Annotated in this window: 13 protein-coding genes; 6 read left to right on the top strand and 7 right to left on the bottom strand. The window is 70.2% G+C overall.

Annotated elements, in window-relative coordinates:
* Window positions 1-53 precede the first annotated feature (53 nt).
* A complete protein-coding gene (locus ACFVJ5_RS24920) occupies window positions 54-1,298 on the top strand; it encodes a class I adenylate-forming enzyme family protein (protein ID WP_379223535.1) in 1,245 nt (414 codons plus the stop codon).
* 10 nt (window positions 1,299-1,308) lie between these two features.
* Here the strand turns inward: ACFVJ5_RS24920 and ACFVJ5_RS24915 are convergent, their stop codons facing one another.
* The gene (locus ACFVJ5_RS24915; protein WP_378993445.1) at window positions 1,309-2,052 is read right to left on the bottom strand and encodes a tyrosine-protein phosphatase; all 744 of its coding nucleotides are present in this window, start codon (window positions 2,050-2,052) and stop codon (window positions 1,309-1,311) included.
* 303 nt (window positions 2,053-2,355) lie between these two features.
* On the opposite strand from ACFVJ5_RS24915, the gene ACFVJ5_RS24910 reads away from it, so the two are divergent.
* Both ACFVJ5_RS24910 and ACFVJ5_RS24905 read left to right on the top strand, forming a co-directional pair.
* Window positions 2,356-2,925, top strand: coding sequence for a TetR family transcriptional regulator (locus ACFVJ5_RS24910; RefSeq protein WP_378638373.1), 570 nt, complete (start codon window positions 2,356-2,358; stop codon window positions 2,923-2,925).
* Between the two features lie 45 nt (window positions 2,926-2,970).
* Window positions 2,971-4,149: an alanine racemase gene (locus tag ACFVJ5_RS24905; RefSeq protein WP_379223533.1), complete on the top strand. Its 1,179-nt coding sequence runs from the start codon at window positions 2,971-2,973 to the stop codon at window positions 4,147-4,149.
* Between the two features lie 14 nt (window positions 4,150-4,163).
* Here the strand turns inward: ACFVJ5_RS24905 and ACFVJ5_RS24900 are convergent, their stop codons facing one another.
* Both ACFVJ5_RS24900 and ACFVJ5_RS24895 read right to left on the bottom strand, forming a co-directional pair.
* On the bottom strand, window positions 4,164-4,784 hold the full coding sequence (locus tag ACFVJ5_RS24900; protein WP_379223531.1) for a phosphoribosyltransferase: 621 nt from the start codon (window positions 4,782-4,784) through the stop codon (window positions 4,164-4,166).
* An 11-nt stretch (window positions 4,785-4,795) separates the two neighbouring features.
* Window positions 4,796-5,653 carry a carbon-nitrogen hydrolase family protein gene (locus ACFVJ5_RS24895; RefSeq protein WP_379223529.1) on the bottom strand — a complete coding sequence of 286 codons (858 nt, stop codon included), beginning with the start codon at window positions 5,651-5,653 and terminating at the stop codon, window positions 4,796-4,798.
* A gap of 62 nt (window positions 5,654-5,715) precedes the next feature.
* On the opposite strand from ACFVJ5_RS24895, the gene ACFVJ5_RS24890 reads away from it, so the two are divergent.
* Entirely contained in the window at window positions 5,716-7,518 is a 1,803-nt protein-coding gene (locus ACFVJ5_RS24890) for a DEAD/DEAH box helicase (RefSeq protein ID WP_379223527.1), read from the top strand.
* A 132-nt stretch (window positions 7,519-7,650) separates the two neighbouring features.
* Complete coding sequence (locus tag ACFVJ5_RS24885) at window positions 7,651-11,457, top strand: AAA domain-containing protein (RefSeq protein ID WP_379223950.1); 3,807 nt, start codon at window positions 7,651-7,653, stop codon at window positions 11,455-11,457.
* A gap of 1 nt (window position 11,458) precedes the next feature.
* Here ACFVJ5_RS24885 and ACFVJ5_RS24880 read toward each other — a convergent pair whose 3' ends face one another.
* From ACFVJ5_RS24880 to ACFVJ5_RS24865, 4 genes are read right to left on the bottom strand one after another with little or no spacing between them, the layout of a single operon-like run.
* Window positions 11,459-12,163 carry an ESX secretion-associated protein EspG gene (locus ACFVJ5_RS24880; protein WP_379223525.1) on the bottom strand — a complete coding sequence of 235 codons (705 nt, stop codon included), beginning with the start codon at window positions 12,161-12,163 and terminating at the stop codon, window positions 11,459-11,461.
* Window positions 12,160-13,515, bottom strand: coding sequence for a WXG100 family type VII secretion target (locus ACFVJ5_RS24875; RefSeq protein WP_379223523.1), 1,356 nt, complete (start codon window positions 13,513-13,515; stop codon window positions 12,160-12,162). Before ACFVJ5_RS24875 ends, ACFVJ5_RS24880 begins: the two co-directional genes overlap by 4 nt.
* Window positions 13,508-13,906: a hypothetical protein gene (locus ACFVJ5_RS24870; protein ID WP_379223522.1), complete on the bottom strand. Its 399-nt coding sequence runs from the start codon at window positions 13,904-13,906 to the stop codon at window positions 13,508-13,510. Before ACFVJ5_RS24870 ends, ACFVJ5_RS24875 begins: the two co-directional genes overlap by 8 nt.
* Before the next feature lie 18 nt (window positions 13,907-13,924).
* On the bottom strand, window positions 13,925-14,530 hold the full coding sequence (locus ACFVJ5_RS24865; protein ID WP_379223520.1) for an alpha/beta hydrolase: 606 nt from the start codon (window positions 14,528-14,530) through the stop codon (window positions 13,925-13,927).
* Window positions 14,531-14,742: 212 nt separating this feature from the next.
* Between ACFVJ5_RS24865 and ACFVJ5_RS24860 the strand changes: the two genes are divergently transcribed.
* Window positions 14,743-15,606, top strand: coding sequence for an SMP-30/gluconolactonase/LRE family protein (locus ACFVJ5_RS24860; RefSeq protein ID WP_379223518.1), 864 nt, complete (start codon window positions 14,743-14,745; stop codon window positions 15,604-15,606).
* Window positions 15,607-15,652 lie beyond the last annotated feature (46 nt).

Below are 15,652 nucleotides of genomic sequence, written 5' to 3'. Positions count from 1 at the left end.
TGATCCACGTCATATAGTCACAGGTGCGGCTGTATCGACGTACGGAGGTCCGGATGGGTCATGGCGAGCACGAACCGGGCGCGGCCGTCTTCGAGTTCCCCGCCACCAGTGCGGCAACGCAGCTGCGGCGGGGCTCCGACGGCGTGCTGCGCTACGGCGACCTCAGCCCGGCCCTCACCGAACTGCTGGACCTGCGGGTGCACTCGTTCACGAACCGGGAGGCGGTCGTCGAGGTCGGCGGGCCGCGGTTGACCTACCGCGAACTCTGGCACAGCGCCTCGCGGATCGCGGGCGGCCTGCAGGCCCACGGCATCGGCTACGGCGATCGGGTCGCGGTGCACATGCCGACCGGCGCGCGCTGGGTGCAGGCGTTTCTCGGCGCGTTGCTCTCGGGTGCGGTGCCGGTGCTGGTCCCCGACGCCCTGCCCGCCGCGATCGCCGACCGCGTGATCGCCGACAGCAGAGCCGATTTCGTACTCGGCCCCGACGGGCCGCTGCCCGACAGCACCGCCTATATCGATGACGGTGCGGCCCTGGATGATCCGGCGCTGCTCTGCTACACCGGCACCCGCCAGTCCATGCCCGCGGGTGTGGAACTGTCCAACGAGAACCTGCTGTCGGCGGTGTCGTCGGTGGTCGGCGCGCTGGGGCTGCCCGCCGACGGGTTGCGCAATCTGGTGTTGCTGCCGCTCGCCCATGCCAGCGGGTGCGTCGATCAGCTGCTGCCCACCTTCGCGGTGGGCGGCACGGTCGTGCTCGCGCCGGGTGCGCGAAGTCTCGCCGACGTGCTGGTGCGGGAGCGGATCGACACCGTCTCGGGGACGCCGCGGATCCTCGCCGGGCTGGTACCCGAACTCGTCGCCCGCCGCACCGGCGCGGGTGTGCGCCGGATCAGCAAGGCCTGTCACCGCTCCGAACGCGCCGCCGCGGCGGCCCCCGCCACCCTCACCGCCGCGCTGCGCGGGCTGTTCCCCGCGGCCAAGCAGTGGTCGGTCTGGGGGGCCACCGAGACCAGCGGAATCGGCTTGGTGGTCGACGACACCGAGCGCGCCGACGCCGGATCCGCTCTCGGATTCGCCTTCGGTGGAACCGAATTGGCACTGTCGGGCCCGCAGGCCGGTGCCGGTCACGGCGAATTGCTGTGTCGCGGACCGAATGTCAGCCGTCGCTACTGGAACAACCCCGGTGCCTCGGCCGCCCGCTTCAGCGGAAGCTGGTTCCACACGGGCGATTTCGTGAGCATCGATGCCGACGGCCTGGTTCGTGTGGACCCGAGCCGTCGCGTCAGCGGGCTCTGATCCGGGCTGGTCAGAGCAGGCGCGCCCGCAGGGCGTCACGGAGGTCGCCGGTGAGGCCGACCGTGGTGAGGTAGGTCTCGATGTCGCCGTGGGTCTCGCGGACGCTGGCGTCGGCGGTGCGCAGGTATTCCTCACGGACGCCGAGTAGGTCGTCCGAGAGCGCGTCGCCGTTGCCGATCTTCGGTTCCAGTAGTCTGCGCAGCGGTTCGACCGCCGCGTTGCTGGCCAGGAAGTCGGTGTACACGTCCTCCTCGGTGACGCCGACCGCGCGCAGCAGCGTGGCCACGGCCCAGCCGGTGCGGTCCTTGCCCGCCGCGCAGTGCACCAGCACCGCGCCGTCGCCGCGCACGACCGAGCCGGCCAGCTCGGCGATCGCGGTGTGCGCCTCGGGCAGCGTCGGGAAGGCCCGGTAGACCTCGATCATGTGCGCGAAGGCCGAGACGGTCTTCGCCTCGTGCGGCGGCGCCTCTTCCATCCGCGAATCGAACGGCGTCACGTGCAGCCGCACGTCGCCGGGCAGGGTGTCGTGGCCGATGTGGTCGATCTCGACGATGCCGCGCAGATCGTGCACATCGGTGACCCGCAATTCACGCAGGGTGTCGTGCCCCTTGTCGTCGAGACCGCTCAGCTGAGCCGATCGCAGCAGGACGCCGGGGCGAACGGTGGTGCCGTCGGCGGTGCGAAGGCCGCCCACATCGCGGAAATTGAAGGTGCCGCTGAGAGCGAACTGGTCGGCAGGAGGCGAGAGAGTCACCTGACCAGGTTATCGGCGACTCCGCCGCCGCCACGCCGAGTTCGCGGATCGGTCACCGGATGTGTTGCGTCCGTTCCGAAGGGTGCCACTGTGCCGTCGCACACACCTCCGCAGCGTCGTCGCTCACACCCACGGAGCTGACCAGGGCCTACTTGTACAATCGACCAGGTGCGCGGATTCCGGCGCGGGGGTGTCGGATATCCAGGAATGCGACAAATTGAGGCCGTATGGTCGGTTTTACAAAAGGTCGCATTCGGATAACAAAACAATCTTTCAGTCTGAAAAGGATGGCTGAACCAGTTCGTGAATCCTGAAAACCTTCTAAGATCGAGCTCGGTGACCACCAAGCTCGCATCGCCGCGGGCAGCGATATTTGTTGCCGAGGAGTCGTCGTTGAGCGCCAGCCGTGAACTAACTGAAATTTCGCTACGGCCAGCCGTATGTGATGCCGTCGAACAAGCCGCCGCCAGTTCGGACGCCACCGGCGTTCGGGCGCTGCGGGTGTTCTTACATGCCGGGCTCAGCACCTACTGGCCGTTGGTGAAGGCCGCGCCGGCCCGGCGAATAGCCGCCTATGAAGCCGCGTTGCAGACCTTGCGTCTGCGGTGGGCGCCCACCGGCGACACCATCGGCGACCCGACCGCCGTCGCGATGTTCCGCGAGATGGACGACGAGGCCGCCGACTTCCTCGGGATGTGCGCGCGCCTGTCCGGCACGCAATGGCTCGAGCCGGTCGACTCGGTGGCGGGCTACCTCGTCTCGGTGTTCCACGGCGCGGTGCTGCGCTGGCTCGCCGACGGCAACGACGAGACGATCCTCGTGGTGATCGACGACCTGGTCGGCTGCCTGACGTTGAAGGCGGTCGAAAGCTGACCCGCAATGCTGGACGACTGACCAAATAGGTGGTTCAGTAGTCGGGTGACCTCGACGACATCGCTGCACCATCTGCACGCGGCGACCGCGGAGCTCGACCCGCCGCTGGCCGCCGTCGACCTGACCGCGCTCGACCGCAACGCCGCCGACCTGGTCCGGCGCGCGAACGGCATCGCGGTGCGGGTGGCCAGTAAATCCGTGCGCTGCCGGGCGGTACTCGAGCGTGTGCTCGGCGACGGACTGACCGCCCGCGACGGCTTCGCCGGGATCATGGCGTACTCGTTGCGCGAGGCCATCTGGCTGGTCCGCCTCGGCGCTCGCGACGTTCTGCTCGGGTACCCGGTTCTCGACCGTGCCGCGCTGGCCGAACTGGCCGCCGCCCCGGCCCTGCTCGAGGCGATCACGCTGATGATCGACGATGTCGCCCAGCTCGAACTCACGCGGGCCGCGCTCGGCACCGACCTGGTCCACCCCCGCGTCTGCCTCGACATCGACGCCGCCTTGCGGATCGGCCCGCTGCACCTGGGCGCCCGGCGCTCGCCTGTGCGCAGCCCCGAGGACGCCGCCGAGCTGGCCGCCGAAGCGCTGCGGCGCGGGTTCGATGTGGTCGGCGTGATGACCTACGAGTCGCAGATCGCCGGACTGCCCGACAGCAACCCCGCGGTGCGCGTGGTGAAACGCCTGTCCGCTCTCGAGATCGGGCGCCGACGTACCCGCGTGCTCGACGCGGTCCGCGCGGTGACCGGCCCGCTGGAGATCGTCAACAGTGGTGGCACCGGTTCGATCGAAGTCTCGATCACCGATCCCGATGTCACCGAGGTGACCGCCGGTTCCGGCCTCTACGTGCCGACCCTGTTCGATCACTACCGCTCGTTCACGCCCCGCCCCGCGTTGTTCTTCGCCACCCCGGTCCTGCGCAAACCCGCCCCGACCATCGCGACCGTCTTCGCGGGCGGCTACATCGCATCGGGCCCCGCGGGTCCGAGCCGCGTGCCGGTCCCGGTATGGCCCGCGGGGCTGAAGCTGCTCGGCTCCGAAGGCGCGGGCGAAGTCCAGACGCCCCTGGCCGGTGGCGCCGAACTCGAGATCGGTGATCGCGTCTGGTTCCGCCATGCCAAGGCGGGCGAACTGTGCGAACGCTTCGCCGAGATCCACCTGGTCGACGAGGCGGGCAGCCGCACGACGGTTCCCACCTATCGCGGCGAAGGTCAGTGCTTCGGCTGAGGCCGGCCCGCGCCTCAGCGCAGGAGCGCGATGACCTCGTCATCCTCGAGCTGGTGAAAGTCGCTGTACGCCATGCCGACTCCGCCCAGGTCCGCCGGCGTCCACAGGCAGACGAACTCATCACATTCGCGCTCCACCCGCCGCGCGGCGTCGGGTGCGGAGACCGGCACGGCCACCACCAGTCGATCGGGCCGTTGCGCCCGCGCCACCCGGCACGCGGCCACCACCGTGGCCCCGGTCGCGATCCCGTCGTCGACGATCACCACCGTGCGCCGCGCCAGGGGGATCGGTTCGCCGACCCGCAGGATCGCCTGTCGGCGGCGCAATTCGGCCCGCTCGGCCAGTTCCACCTCGTCGAACGCCTCGGTGCTCACCCGGCTGTGGTCGACGACGTCTCGGTTGAGGACCAGCAGTCCGGTCTCCCCGAGCGCCCCCATCGCCAACTCCGGCTGCGACGGCAGGCCGAGCTTGCGGACCAGCAGTACATCGAGTTCCCCGCCGATCGCCGCGCTCACCGCCGCCGCCACCGGCACACCCCCGCGAGGCAACCCGAGCACCAGCGGACGGGTGGCCCGCAGGTGTTCGAGGGCCGTGCCGAGGGCGCGGCCCGCGGCTGCGCGATTCGGGTACACCATCGCCTCGAACGCTACTCCGCCGCGGACCCCTCGGAAATGGTGAAACGTCGCAGCGAGAGGCTGGGATTGGCGGTACGCACCCTGGCCAGATGCGCGGTGTCGACCGTTGCCGTGGCCACGCCCGGTTCATCGCCCAGTTCGGCCAGCACCGTGCCCGCCGGATCGACGATCATCGACGAACCCGCGCCGCGTGGCGCGCACTGATCGGCCGCCGCCACGTACACCGTGTTCTCGATGGCGCGTGCCCGCAACAGCGTCGTCCACTGGTCGACTTTGGCCGGTCCCGGAATCCACTGCGCGGGCAGCAGCAACACGTGCGCGCCCGCCGCCGCGACACGCCGACAACCCTCCGGAAAACGCAGATCGAAACAGGTCTGCATGCCGAATACCACACCGTCGACAGCGAATGTCGCAGGCGCGACGAGCGGCCCCGCTTCCACCACATCCGATTCCAGATGCCCGAACGCGTCGTAGAGATGCACCTTGCGATACACCGCGACGCGCGCACCGTCGGGCCCGTGCGCGACGAGGGTATTACTGATCCGGGTCGCCCCCGGTGACGGCAACTCCACCACACCGGCCACCAGGAATACGCCGAATTCGGCGGCGAGCGCCGCGAGTCCACTGGTGAACGGACCGTCGAGCGGTTGTGCGTTCGCCACCACCCGCTCATCGAGACGTGTCACAGCGAACATCGAGTATTCGGGAGCCAGCACCACGCGAGCACCTGCTGCGGCCGCCGTCCGCACGTGTTCACGCAGGCTCGACAGATTGATTTCGGGGTCGGTTCCCGGGGCGAATTGGACCACCGCGATCCCTACCGTCACCGGCTGAAGTTCCTGATGTGCTGACCCGTCGCGCAGTTGCATAGGTCTCACCGTATTCACCTGGTGGTTGGGGCAGCTACCGCCAGGCAGTAAACTCGTGGTCAATGAGTACAAATGAGGTCGACAGCGTTCCTGCCGACAACGACAGGAACGACACCGGCCCGACTTTCGCCGATCTCGGGATCGATGACCGCGTGCTGCGGGCCATCGCCGATGTGGGCTACGAGTCGCCGTCCCCGATTCAGGCGGCGACGATTCCCCCGCTGCTCTCCGGCGCCGACGTGGTCGGCCTCGCGCAGACGGGCACCGGCAAAACCGCGGCATTCGCGATCCCGATCCTGATGAATCTGGACACCGCGCAGAAGAAGCCGAGCGCCTTGGTGCTCGCGCCGACTCGCGAGCTCGCGATCCAGGTCGCCGAGGCGTTCGGTAAATACTCCTCGCACATCCCCGGTCTGCATGTGCTGCCGATCTACGGCGGGCAGAGCTACGGCGTGCAGCTGTCGGGTCTGCGCCGTGGCGCGCACGTCGTGGTCGGCACGCCCGGCCGGGTGATCGATCACCTGGAAAAGGGCACGCTGGACCTTTCGCAGCTGCGCTACCTGGTGCTCGACGAGGCCGACGAGATGCTCAAGATGGGCTTCCAGGAAGACGTCGAGCGCATCCTGCGTGACACCCCGAAGGACAAGCAGGTCGCGCTGTTCTCGGCCACCATGCCGGGCGTGATCCGCAAGATCTCCAAGCAGTACCTCAACGATCCGGTCGAGATCACGGTCAAGTCCACGACGCAGACCAGCTCCAACATCACCCAGCGCTATGTGCAGGTGTCGCATCAGCGCAAGCTCGATGCCCTCACTCGCGTGCTCGAGGTCGAGACCTTCGAGGCGATGATCATCTTCGTGCGCACCAAGCAGGCCACCGAAGAGCTGGCCGAGAAGCTGCGCTCGCGTGGTTTCTCCGCCGCCGCGATCAACGGCGACATCGCGCAGAACCAGCGTGAACGCACCATCGGTCAGCTGAAGTCGGGTGGCATCGACATCTTGGTCGCCACCGATGTCGCCGCGCGTGGTCTCGACGTGGACCGCATCTCCCATGTCGTCAACTACGACATCCCGCACGACACCGAGTCCTACGTGCACCGCATCGGCCGCACCGGCCGGGCCGGGCGTTCGGGCGAGGCCCTGCTGTTCGTGGCCCCGCGCGAGCGTCACCTGCTCAAGTCGATCGAGCGGGCCACCAAGAGCGCGCTCACCGAGATGCAGTTGCCGAGCGTCGACGACGTGAACGCGACGCGTGCCTCCAAGTTCGGTGACTCGATCACCGAGAACCTGGCTTCGGACAACATCGCGCTGTTCCGCAAGCTGATCGAGGACTACGAGGCCGAGCACAACACCCCGCTCGCCGATATCGCCGCGGCCCTGGCCGTGGGCGGCTACGACGGCGACAACTTCTTCATGTCGCCCGAGCCGGAGCCCGCCCCGCGTCGCGAGCGTGATTTCGATCGGGACCGTGAGCGCGCACCGCGCCGCTACGACGACGAGGACCGCGCCCCGCGTCCGCCGTCGTTCAACCGGGAGAACGGCGAAGAACTCGCCACCTACCGGATCAGTGTCGGCAAGCGGCACCGCGTGGTGCCCGGCGCGATCGTCGGCGCCATCGCCAACGAGGGCGGCCTGCGTCGCAGCGACTTCGGTCACATCAGCATCCGGCCCGACTACAGCCTCGTCGAGCTGCCTGCCAACCTGCCCAACGAAACGCTGGAAGCCTTGCGGCGCACCAGGATCAGCGGTGTGCTGATCCAGCTGACGCCCGACCAGGGCGCACCGGCACAGCGTTTGAACGCTCGTGGCCCGCGCCGCGACCGCGAGGCACGCCCGCGCACCGAACGGCGTAAGCCGCGTACCTAGTCCCGCTCGTGGGCACCAGGGCCGAGGTCAGGCGCGTTCGTCCTGTCCGTGGGTAGTGCCCTGGTCGCTCGCAACGCTGGTTAAGGTGTTGGGCGTCGGGTGTGCGTGAACACAGGAGGGCCGCGCTTGTTCGTGTCCGGTGATCGGGTGGTCGGTGCCGTCGGCGATCTCGCGCGCGCGGCGAACTGTGAGTTCGCGGTGCTGCGCGGAATCGACGCCGCTCTCGGCAATCTGCCCGGGGTTCCCGACACGACAGCCCCGCTGGTGCGCACGGCCGAACCGTCCGCCGACCTGGTCGCCCACTTCGGTGACAGGCTGGTCCGGATCCCGTCGCCCGAGGTAGTCGGCGGGGACGCGGCTGCCCGGATCGCGGCGCTGACCTCCGCCGCCGAGCACACCGCGCGAGCGCTGAGCTCCGGCGCCGAGGCGATCTACGGCGCGGTGTTCTTCGACGGTCGATTCGCCTGCGGTGCCGACCTTCTGGTCTGCGGTTGCGCTGGTTACACCGTGCACAGTGCTCTCGGTGAGTTGTCGGTCGGCGTTCCCGGTGCGCCACATCGCGGCGACAGTCGCGCAAACGCGGTGTCGCACTCGGGGTGGTCGCACGTCGAGGACGACGCGGCGACAGATCCGGCGGGAACGCCACTGGTGGCACGCGATGAATCCGCGTCGGCAGACGAGGAGTTCAGCAGTTTCGCCGGATCCGCCGCGGTCTCTCCTGCCGACAGCCGGGTGCTACGACGCGAATTGGCCGCGGGCCGGACGCCTTTCGAGCGCGTAGCGGCGTCGGTGCAGGCGGTCAAGGTCGATCCGGCTCGCGAATTGCTGAGCGCGCGTCTCGAATTCGCGGCGTGCGCGCAGGCGCTCGCCGACGCGGGGATCGCTGTCGATCCCTCGGCGTATCTCTGGACCGCCGAGAGTGTGCGGCGCGAGGTGAGCGCGGAATTGGCGCCGGTGTATTCGGCGCGGCGGGCTCGCGTGGAGCTCATCATCGAGGACAAGCTGGCGGAATTGCTGCCGGTCCAGTGGGGGGACCCGCGCTATCTGGCGTGCGGGCGGTGTCCCAGTTGCCGTGCCGCGGCCGCCAATGCGCGAGACCTGTTGCTGGTCGCGGGGATCCGTCCCACCCAGCGGGCCAGGCTGCGTGAGGCGGGCGTGCTCACGATCGACCGTCTCGCCACCACCAGCACCCCGGTCCCTGGCCTGGCTCCGCGCACGCTGGCGGCCCTGCGTAAACAAGCCGACATCCAACTCGTCCGCGAACGCACCGGCCGCCCGGCCTTCACCCTGCGCGACGCCACCGCGCTCGGGGCCCTGCCCGCACCGCGGCCCGGTGACCTCGCCCTGGTCATCGACCTGGACCGGCACGGCACCATGACCGGCCTCGAACTCGCCGACGCCACCACTATCGTCTTCCGGCCGGTCGTCGCCGGTGTGGAACAGGCGAACAGCGTCAGCTACCGGCCGCGCGTGCCCGTCGGTCCGACGGACACGAATGCCGTGGTCTTCGGGCCCGGCGGCGTCGAACCCGCGAACGCGGCGGGATATCCCAGCGCCGATCCGGCCGACGCGGACACCGTCGCGTTCGAGCGCATAGTCATCGGTGACGACTCGGTCATCGGCGACGACGAGGCGGATGCGCCTGCCGCCGATCCGCGCCCGACCGGTGTCGATGCGGTGCCGCGCAGCCCTCTCGGCCTCGACCACACCGGCCCGTCGACGCCCGACGGGGGAGTGCTCGAGGAGTTGCTGGAGATCATCGCCGAGCATCGGGCGGCGGATCCGGATGTGCGTGTGTACCACTACGGTTCGGACATTCGCACCGCACTGCTCGATTGGGCGGGCAGGCTCGGCACCGGTGCCGATCTGCTGGACGAGCTGTTGGCCGAGGGCGCGCTGGTCGACCTCGCGCCGATCGTGCGCACCGCGCTGCTGATCGGCGAACAGTCCTATGACGCAACCGGACTCGCCGCGTTGCTGCCGGATACGCCCGGTCGGGCGGCGACGGTTCTCGGTATCCGCGACTGGCTGCTCGACCGCGCGGCCGATGCGGGAATCGCGGTGCCGGGCACGCGGTTCGCCGTCGCGGAATCCGACGTGCCGCCCTCGCTGCACCCCGGCTCACTGGAAGCGGCGCTGAGCGAGTTCGCCGCGGACGCGCAAGGGGATTCGGCGCGCGCCGCCGCCTTGACGGCCGCGGTCCTCGGCTATCACCGGCGGGAACGGCAGCCGCGCTGGTGGGCCCACATCGATCGGCTCGGCCATCCGGTCGGCGACTGGGCCGACGCACCGGGTGTGCTCGTCGTCGAATGGGGCACCGTCGACACCAAATGGCATCGCACGCCGCAACTTCCGACGATGCGCCGCTACCTGACACTCACCGGCAGGTTGGGCACGGGCGCGACGCTCACCCCCGGCACGCAGATGGTCACCATCTACGACGGCGCCGCCGCCGCGGGCATGACCCAGACGCTCGGCCGCCGCGCCACCGCCACCGCGACCGTGCTCGGGTGCGCTGTCGACCCGAATTTCGACGACACCGTCCGGCTGGAAGAGCTGCTCCCGGCAGGCTGCCCGCCCTACGACGACCTGCCCGCCGCCATCGCTCCCGGCCCGCCCGACGGGGAGGCCGAGATCGAGGCCGCCCTGGAGTACACCGCCCAGGACCTGCTGATGAGCCTGCCGTGGGTGCCGGAGAACGCGGTCTACGATGTGCTGCTGCGTCGCGCGCCCCGGCTGCGCGACGGAATGGCGCTGCCGCAGCCCCACGACGACCTCGGCGCCGTGCTCGCCCACGCGGTGGGCGCGCTGGACGCCTCGTACCTGGCCGTGCACGGGCCGCCCGGCACCGGCAAGACCGGCATCACCGGGCGTGCGCTCGAGCGGCTCGTCACCCGCCACAAGTGGCGGATCGGGGTGGTGGCGCAGTCGCACGCGGTGATCGAGCGGATCTTCGACGCGGTCGTGGAAGCGGGCCTGCTGCCCGAACTCGTGGCGAAGAAGGACGTCGCCTCGGTCGGTCCGGATTGGTCGGCGATCGATGCCACGCGGTATCCGCGCTTTCTCGACAACGCCGTCAACGGGTGCGTGATCGGTGGCACCACAGCGGATTTCGTCGACGAACGACTGATCGCGCCAGGCGCCCTCGATCTGCTGGTGATCGCCGACGCGGGCGAATGCTCACTGGCCGACACCGTCGCGGTCGCGGTGAGCGCGCGCAATCTGCTGCTGATCGGGGATCCGGTACCGGCCAGGTCGCAGGCGAAACATCCGGAGCCCGTGCAGGTCTCGGCCTTGGAATGGCTGTGCGAGGGCGCGGGGACCCTGCCCATCGAACGCGGTTACTTCCTCGACCGGACCTGGCGCATGCACCCCGCGATCTGCGAACCCGTGTCGGCGTGCTGCTACGACGGACGGCTGCGCGCGGACGAGGCGATCACGCTGACAAGGGATCTGGCGGGGATCGCACCCGGGGTGAGCACGGTCCTCGTGGAACACCGCGGCAGCGCCACCGAATCCGATGCCGAGGCACGCGAAGTGGTGCGCCGGGTCCGGATCCTGCTCGGGGAAACGTGGACCTCTGACGGCGGCACCCGCAAACTCCACCCGCACGACATCTTCGTGGTCGCCCCATACGCCGCCCAGGTGGCGCGCATCCGAACTCTGCTGGCCCGCGCCAAGATCGAGGACGTGCTGGTGGGCACTCCCGACCGGTTCCGTGGTCGGGAAGCCGCGGTGGTCCTACTGTCGATGACCACGTCGACCCCCGCCGACGCACCCTTCGGGATGCGACCGCTGTTGTCGCGCACCGTCATCCACGCCACCCTGTGCCGGGCCATGTGGAAGGCCATCGTCATCCGCTCACCCCTGCTCACCGAGTACCTTCCGGAAACCGCCGAAGAACTCGCGGACCTCGCCGGCTTTCTCCAGCTCGGCTGATTCAGACGCTGCGGAGTAGGCGGCGTAGCCATTCCACGGCGGTGTCGGGGCTGGCGGGGGTGATGTCGATGTGGCGGCTGGCGTGGACCAGGTAGCGGCCGTCGCCGGTGAGGTCGATCCAGGACAGCACGCCCGAGGGTGTGGGGTCGGTCCCGGCCGCGACGAGGATCTGGCCGATCCCGCTGCGGGGGCGCTGGAGGAGCCTGCGTATGCGGGCCGCGTCCGACGGACCCGCGACGGGGGCGGTCACCAGGTCGCGGCTGTCCTCCTCGACCCGGGTCGCCGGTGCCGTGATGCGCGGGGTGAGGCCTGGGCGTTGGGCGGGCAGCCGGGAGAACACCTGGGCGGCAAGACGTTTCGTGCTGCCGACCTGCACGTGCACCGAACCGCCACGGTCGGGAGCGCTACCGGGATCCTGTACCGCGAGAACAGCGACATCCGCGGTGACCGCGCCGAGCATCCGCACCGGCGCGGGCGCGTGGCCGCAGACCTCGACCCGGATCTCCGGTTTCGCCAGCACCCGCAGCGCGGCCGCGAGGTCGGCGTCGAGGGTGCGAGCGCACCAAGCGTCGAGCGCGGGTTGCTGGGCGGCCCGCTCGACGGTGTCGCGCGCGGACGCACGGACGGCGAGCGGATAGGGGATCCGGTCGCCGTCGGTGCGCGCCCAGGTCAGCGCGAACTGGTCCGGGGTGAAGTGCCAGTTCACTCCCGTTCGGTCCACTCGCCGAGCACGGCGGGACTGGTCGGCTCCATCTTCCCGATCAGCGCGTTCACCTCGTCGGCGGGCTCCAGGTAGGTCGGCTCCTCCTCGAGGAACCGCAGGAACTCGTCGTCCTCGTCCTCGAGCTCCTCCGCCGCCTGGGCGGGTCGCGGACCACCGGACGGTCGCGTCTGATCGGCGGCGGCGATCGCCCCACCCATCATTCCGCCGATCGCGCCCGCGCCCATCCCGGTGGCGGCCTCGCCACCGGAGACCGAGGGATCGCGCTCCGGCCTGCCCTCGCTCGCTGCCTCGGTGGTGGTATCGCTCGCCGTCGCGTTGTCGGCAGCCGCGGTGTTCGCCGGGTGGGTCTCGTCGGTCGATTCGCCGGTCGGCGGTGTCGCGCCGACGGGTGCGGACGTAGTCGAGGTTCCCGCGCGGCGAGTTCGGGCACCTACCGACATCGTGCCGGGGAAGGCCGTGGACGCCGCCGGGGTGGTGGTGCTCGCCCTGCTGGAGTTGGCAGGCGGCTGGTTCGGGGCTGTTGTCGCGGCAGGGGAGGTGGTCGCCGGAGCCGTCCCGCTCGCGACCACGCCCGGGGTCGCGGCCGTCGCGGTGGTCGGGAGCGCGCCGTTGCCGGTGGAGACGGTGCCCGCTGTGCCGACGACCGGCGAGGATGCGGCGGGCACCGTGGCAGCGATGACGGTCGCCGGTGTCGTCGCCGACGCGACGACGGCGCTCACCTGCGGAATTCCGGCCGAGGGCGCGGCGCCCGACGGCGCCACACCGGCGGCGACAGTTCCTGTCTCCGTGGCGATTCCGGTGAAGGCGGGCACCCCGGACCCGGTCGGCAGGAAGGCTCCGGCGTAGATCGTCTCCATCGCCTGCACCGCGTCGAGGCGGGCGTTCTCGGCCTCGCGGGTGATGGTGGCGTTGTTCGCGGCCTGCTCGGAGTCCAGGAGCGCGGCGGCCGGATCGGGCTGTGCACCATCGGGTTCCGCGACCGCGGCGCGCAGGGACTCGGCGGCGTCACCGGCTTGGCTGAGCCGGACGCCGACCGCGGTCAAGACATCGGCGATGCGCCGACCGGCCTGCTCGAAGTCGCGCACGGCGTCGGAGGCCTGCTGGGCCGCCGCGCCGCGCCAGCCGTCGGCGATGGCGGCACGGATCTCACCGTGCGCGATCTCGACGCCGTCGCCGAGGCCGGTGGCGGTGGTCAGAAACGTCTCGCCCGCGCCTGCCAGTGCCGCCGGGTCGAGTTGTCTGACCGCACTGTGGATTTCGGCATGGGAAAGGTTGTCGAAGACCTCGACGACGGAAACGTAGTCCACGTCGGTACGGCCGGAAATACTACGCATCGCCATCACCGGGAACCTCGATCGCGGTGACCGCGCCCGCCAGCGCCTGATCCGCCTCGCGGAAGGTCGCCCCAGCGGCGCGGAATACGGCGGCCAGGTCGCGCGCGGTGCTCGCGTAGGCACGCAGTTCCTCGAGCGCCTCGGTGGCCTTGGATTCGAAACCGGTGCGCAGGGCACCGCCCGAGGGGAGGCCGCCGAAACCGGGGATGACAGCGGTCGCGCTGAGCGCCCGCACCTGGGCCTCGACTTCGTCGGCCAGCCGTTCGTAGCGCAGTGCGCAGCGTTCGGGCGCGCCGTCGGCGACGAGCACCCCGTCGATCCACAGCCCGCCCTCGTCGACGGCTTGGCCGAGAGCCGCCGTATTCGGCAGCCCCGTTCGATTCGGTTGCACCGGTTCCCCCTTCGTCGTTCATCGCACCGCGGTGAGTACCCACTCCGCGATATCGGCCGCCACGCGGTGCTGCACCGGTTCGTGCAACAGGTCGTGTCCGGCGTCGGCGTACTCGCGCAAATCTACCGATCGGTGCCGTGCTGTCCATAGCCGGATTACATCGATGGGCGCCCGCCGGTCGTCCACGCCGTGCACCGCGAGCAGCGCGAGACCGGGCTCCGGCGCGATGTCGGCGACGCGCCGCGGAGTGCCGCACAGAATGAGTCCGGCCAGGTCAGCGGAGTTTTCGCGAGCGAGGTTCACGGCGGTCACCGCACCGAGGGAGTGCCCCATCAGCACCGGCGGGTCCGGGTGACCGGCGCGGACGAGGTCGAGAAATCCCCGCGCGTCGGCGGTCAGCTCGTCGATGGTGCCCGGCGCGTCGGGCTCGCCCTCGCTCAGTCCCTGCCCCGAGGTGTCCAGGGCCCACAACTCGATTCCGGCGGGCCGCAACGCCGCGGCGAAGCGGTGATAGTGCCCGCTGTGCTGACCGGTACCCGGCAGCAGCGCCAGCCTCGCCGCCGGTCGGTCGACGGACCAACACCGGCAGTGCAATCGTCCACGCTCGCTGTCGAAATAGGGCACCGGTCGATTATCGCTGTTCGGCCGATCGAATTGTCATGGGAGACAGCACTAGTACCTGGTGCGCCGTGATGGGAACCGCAGGTGACGTGGGCTGCACACGGTGAGCCCACAGCCGTTAGACTTCGCGCGTCGAACCGGGTCAACAGAGTCGAGGGTTACAGATGTTGTCGTTGCGTCGTTGCGTCGTCCGTGTCGTGGTCGGTGTGGCTGTCGTGAGCAGCGCCTCGCTCGGTTCCGGCGCCGTCGCGGGCGCCGCGCCACTGTCCCTGTGTGGACAGGCGCGCCAGGACGTCGCGATCAAGTCGAGTGTGCCGCTGCTGGACTGGTCGGAGAACTTCGGCATCGACGCCCAGGGCGATCTGTGGGTTTCGCGGGTCATGCGCGGCGAGGTGCAGCGCTACGACCGCGACGGGCGCCTGACCGCCACGGTGGCCGTGCCCTCGCCCGGTGCCGTCCGGCTCGGTCCCGACGGATTGCTGTACGTGGTCACCGGTAACTCGCCGCTGGCCGGTTCGGGCGGCATCGTCCGCTTCGACCCGGCGGACGCGCGCCCGAACCCCGTCGCGTTCGCCATCGGCTTCCCGCAGCCCAACGGCGCCGCCTTCGACGCCGACGGCAATCTGTACGTGACCACCGGCAACGGCCTGCACCGCCTGCGCCGCGACGGCAGCGAGGACATGGACTGGTGGTCGGCCGTCAGTGTCGACGGGCCCAACGGTGTTGTGGTGTCGGGTGACTCGGTCTACGTCACCGCGAACTTCGTGGGCGCGGCCGGACCCGTCGGTCGCGTACTGCGACTCTCCCGTACCCACCCGGGCGCGGCGACCACTGTCGCCGACCTGACCTCGTTCGGCACCCTGCCCGATTTCGTCGACGACCTGGTCGTGCGCGGCGGCGCCCTGTACGTCACGACGCTGGCCGGGCATCTCGTCCGCGTCAACCCGAACACCGGGACCGCCTGCACCGTCGTCGCCACCCAGCCGCTCACCGCCGTCGTCGCCGACCCGGCCGACCCCTCGGCGCTGCTCGCGGGCTCCGAGGAGGGCACGGTCCTGCGCATCCGCCCGATCGGCTGACGTCACCGTCGCGGTGACCGGCGCGCGCGGATCCGGGCTGCCGTTG

The organism is Nocardia sp. NPDC127606, assembly GCF_042671725.1.
Classification (GTDB): Bacteria; Actinomycetota; Actinomycetes; order Mycobacteriales; family Mycobacteriaceae; genus Nocardia.
Note: the sequence above shows the minus strand (reverse complement) of the source record. Positions and strands in the feature narration are given on the sequence as shown.

What these genes read in the sequence shown, in the direction of transcription:
- ACFVJ5_RS24920 (WP_379223535.1), top strand. Translation starts at nt 54, where the DNA reads ATGGGTCATGGCGAGCACGAACCGGGCGCGGCCGTCTTCGAGTTCCCC.
- ACFVJ5_RS24875 (WP_379223523.1), bottom strand. Translation starts at nt 13,515, where the DNA reads ATGCGTAGTATTTCCGGCCGTACCGACGTGGACTACGTTTCCGTCGTC.
- ACFVJ5_RS24890 (WP_379223527.1), top strand. Translation starts at nt 5,716, where the DNA reads ATGAGTACAAATGAGGTCGACAGCGTTCCTGCCGACAACGACAGGAAC.
- ACFVJ5_RS24895 (WP_379223529.1), bottom strand. Translation starts at nt 5,653, where the DNA reads ATGCAACTGCGCGACGGGTCAGCACATCAGGAACTTCAGCCGGTGACG.
- ACFVJ5_RS24900 (WP_379223531.1), bottom strand. Translation starts at nt 4,784, where the DNA reads ATGGTGTACCCGAATCGCGCAGCCGCGGGCCGCGCCCTCGGCACGGCC.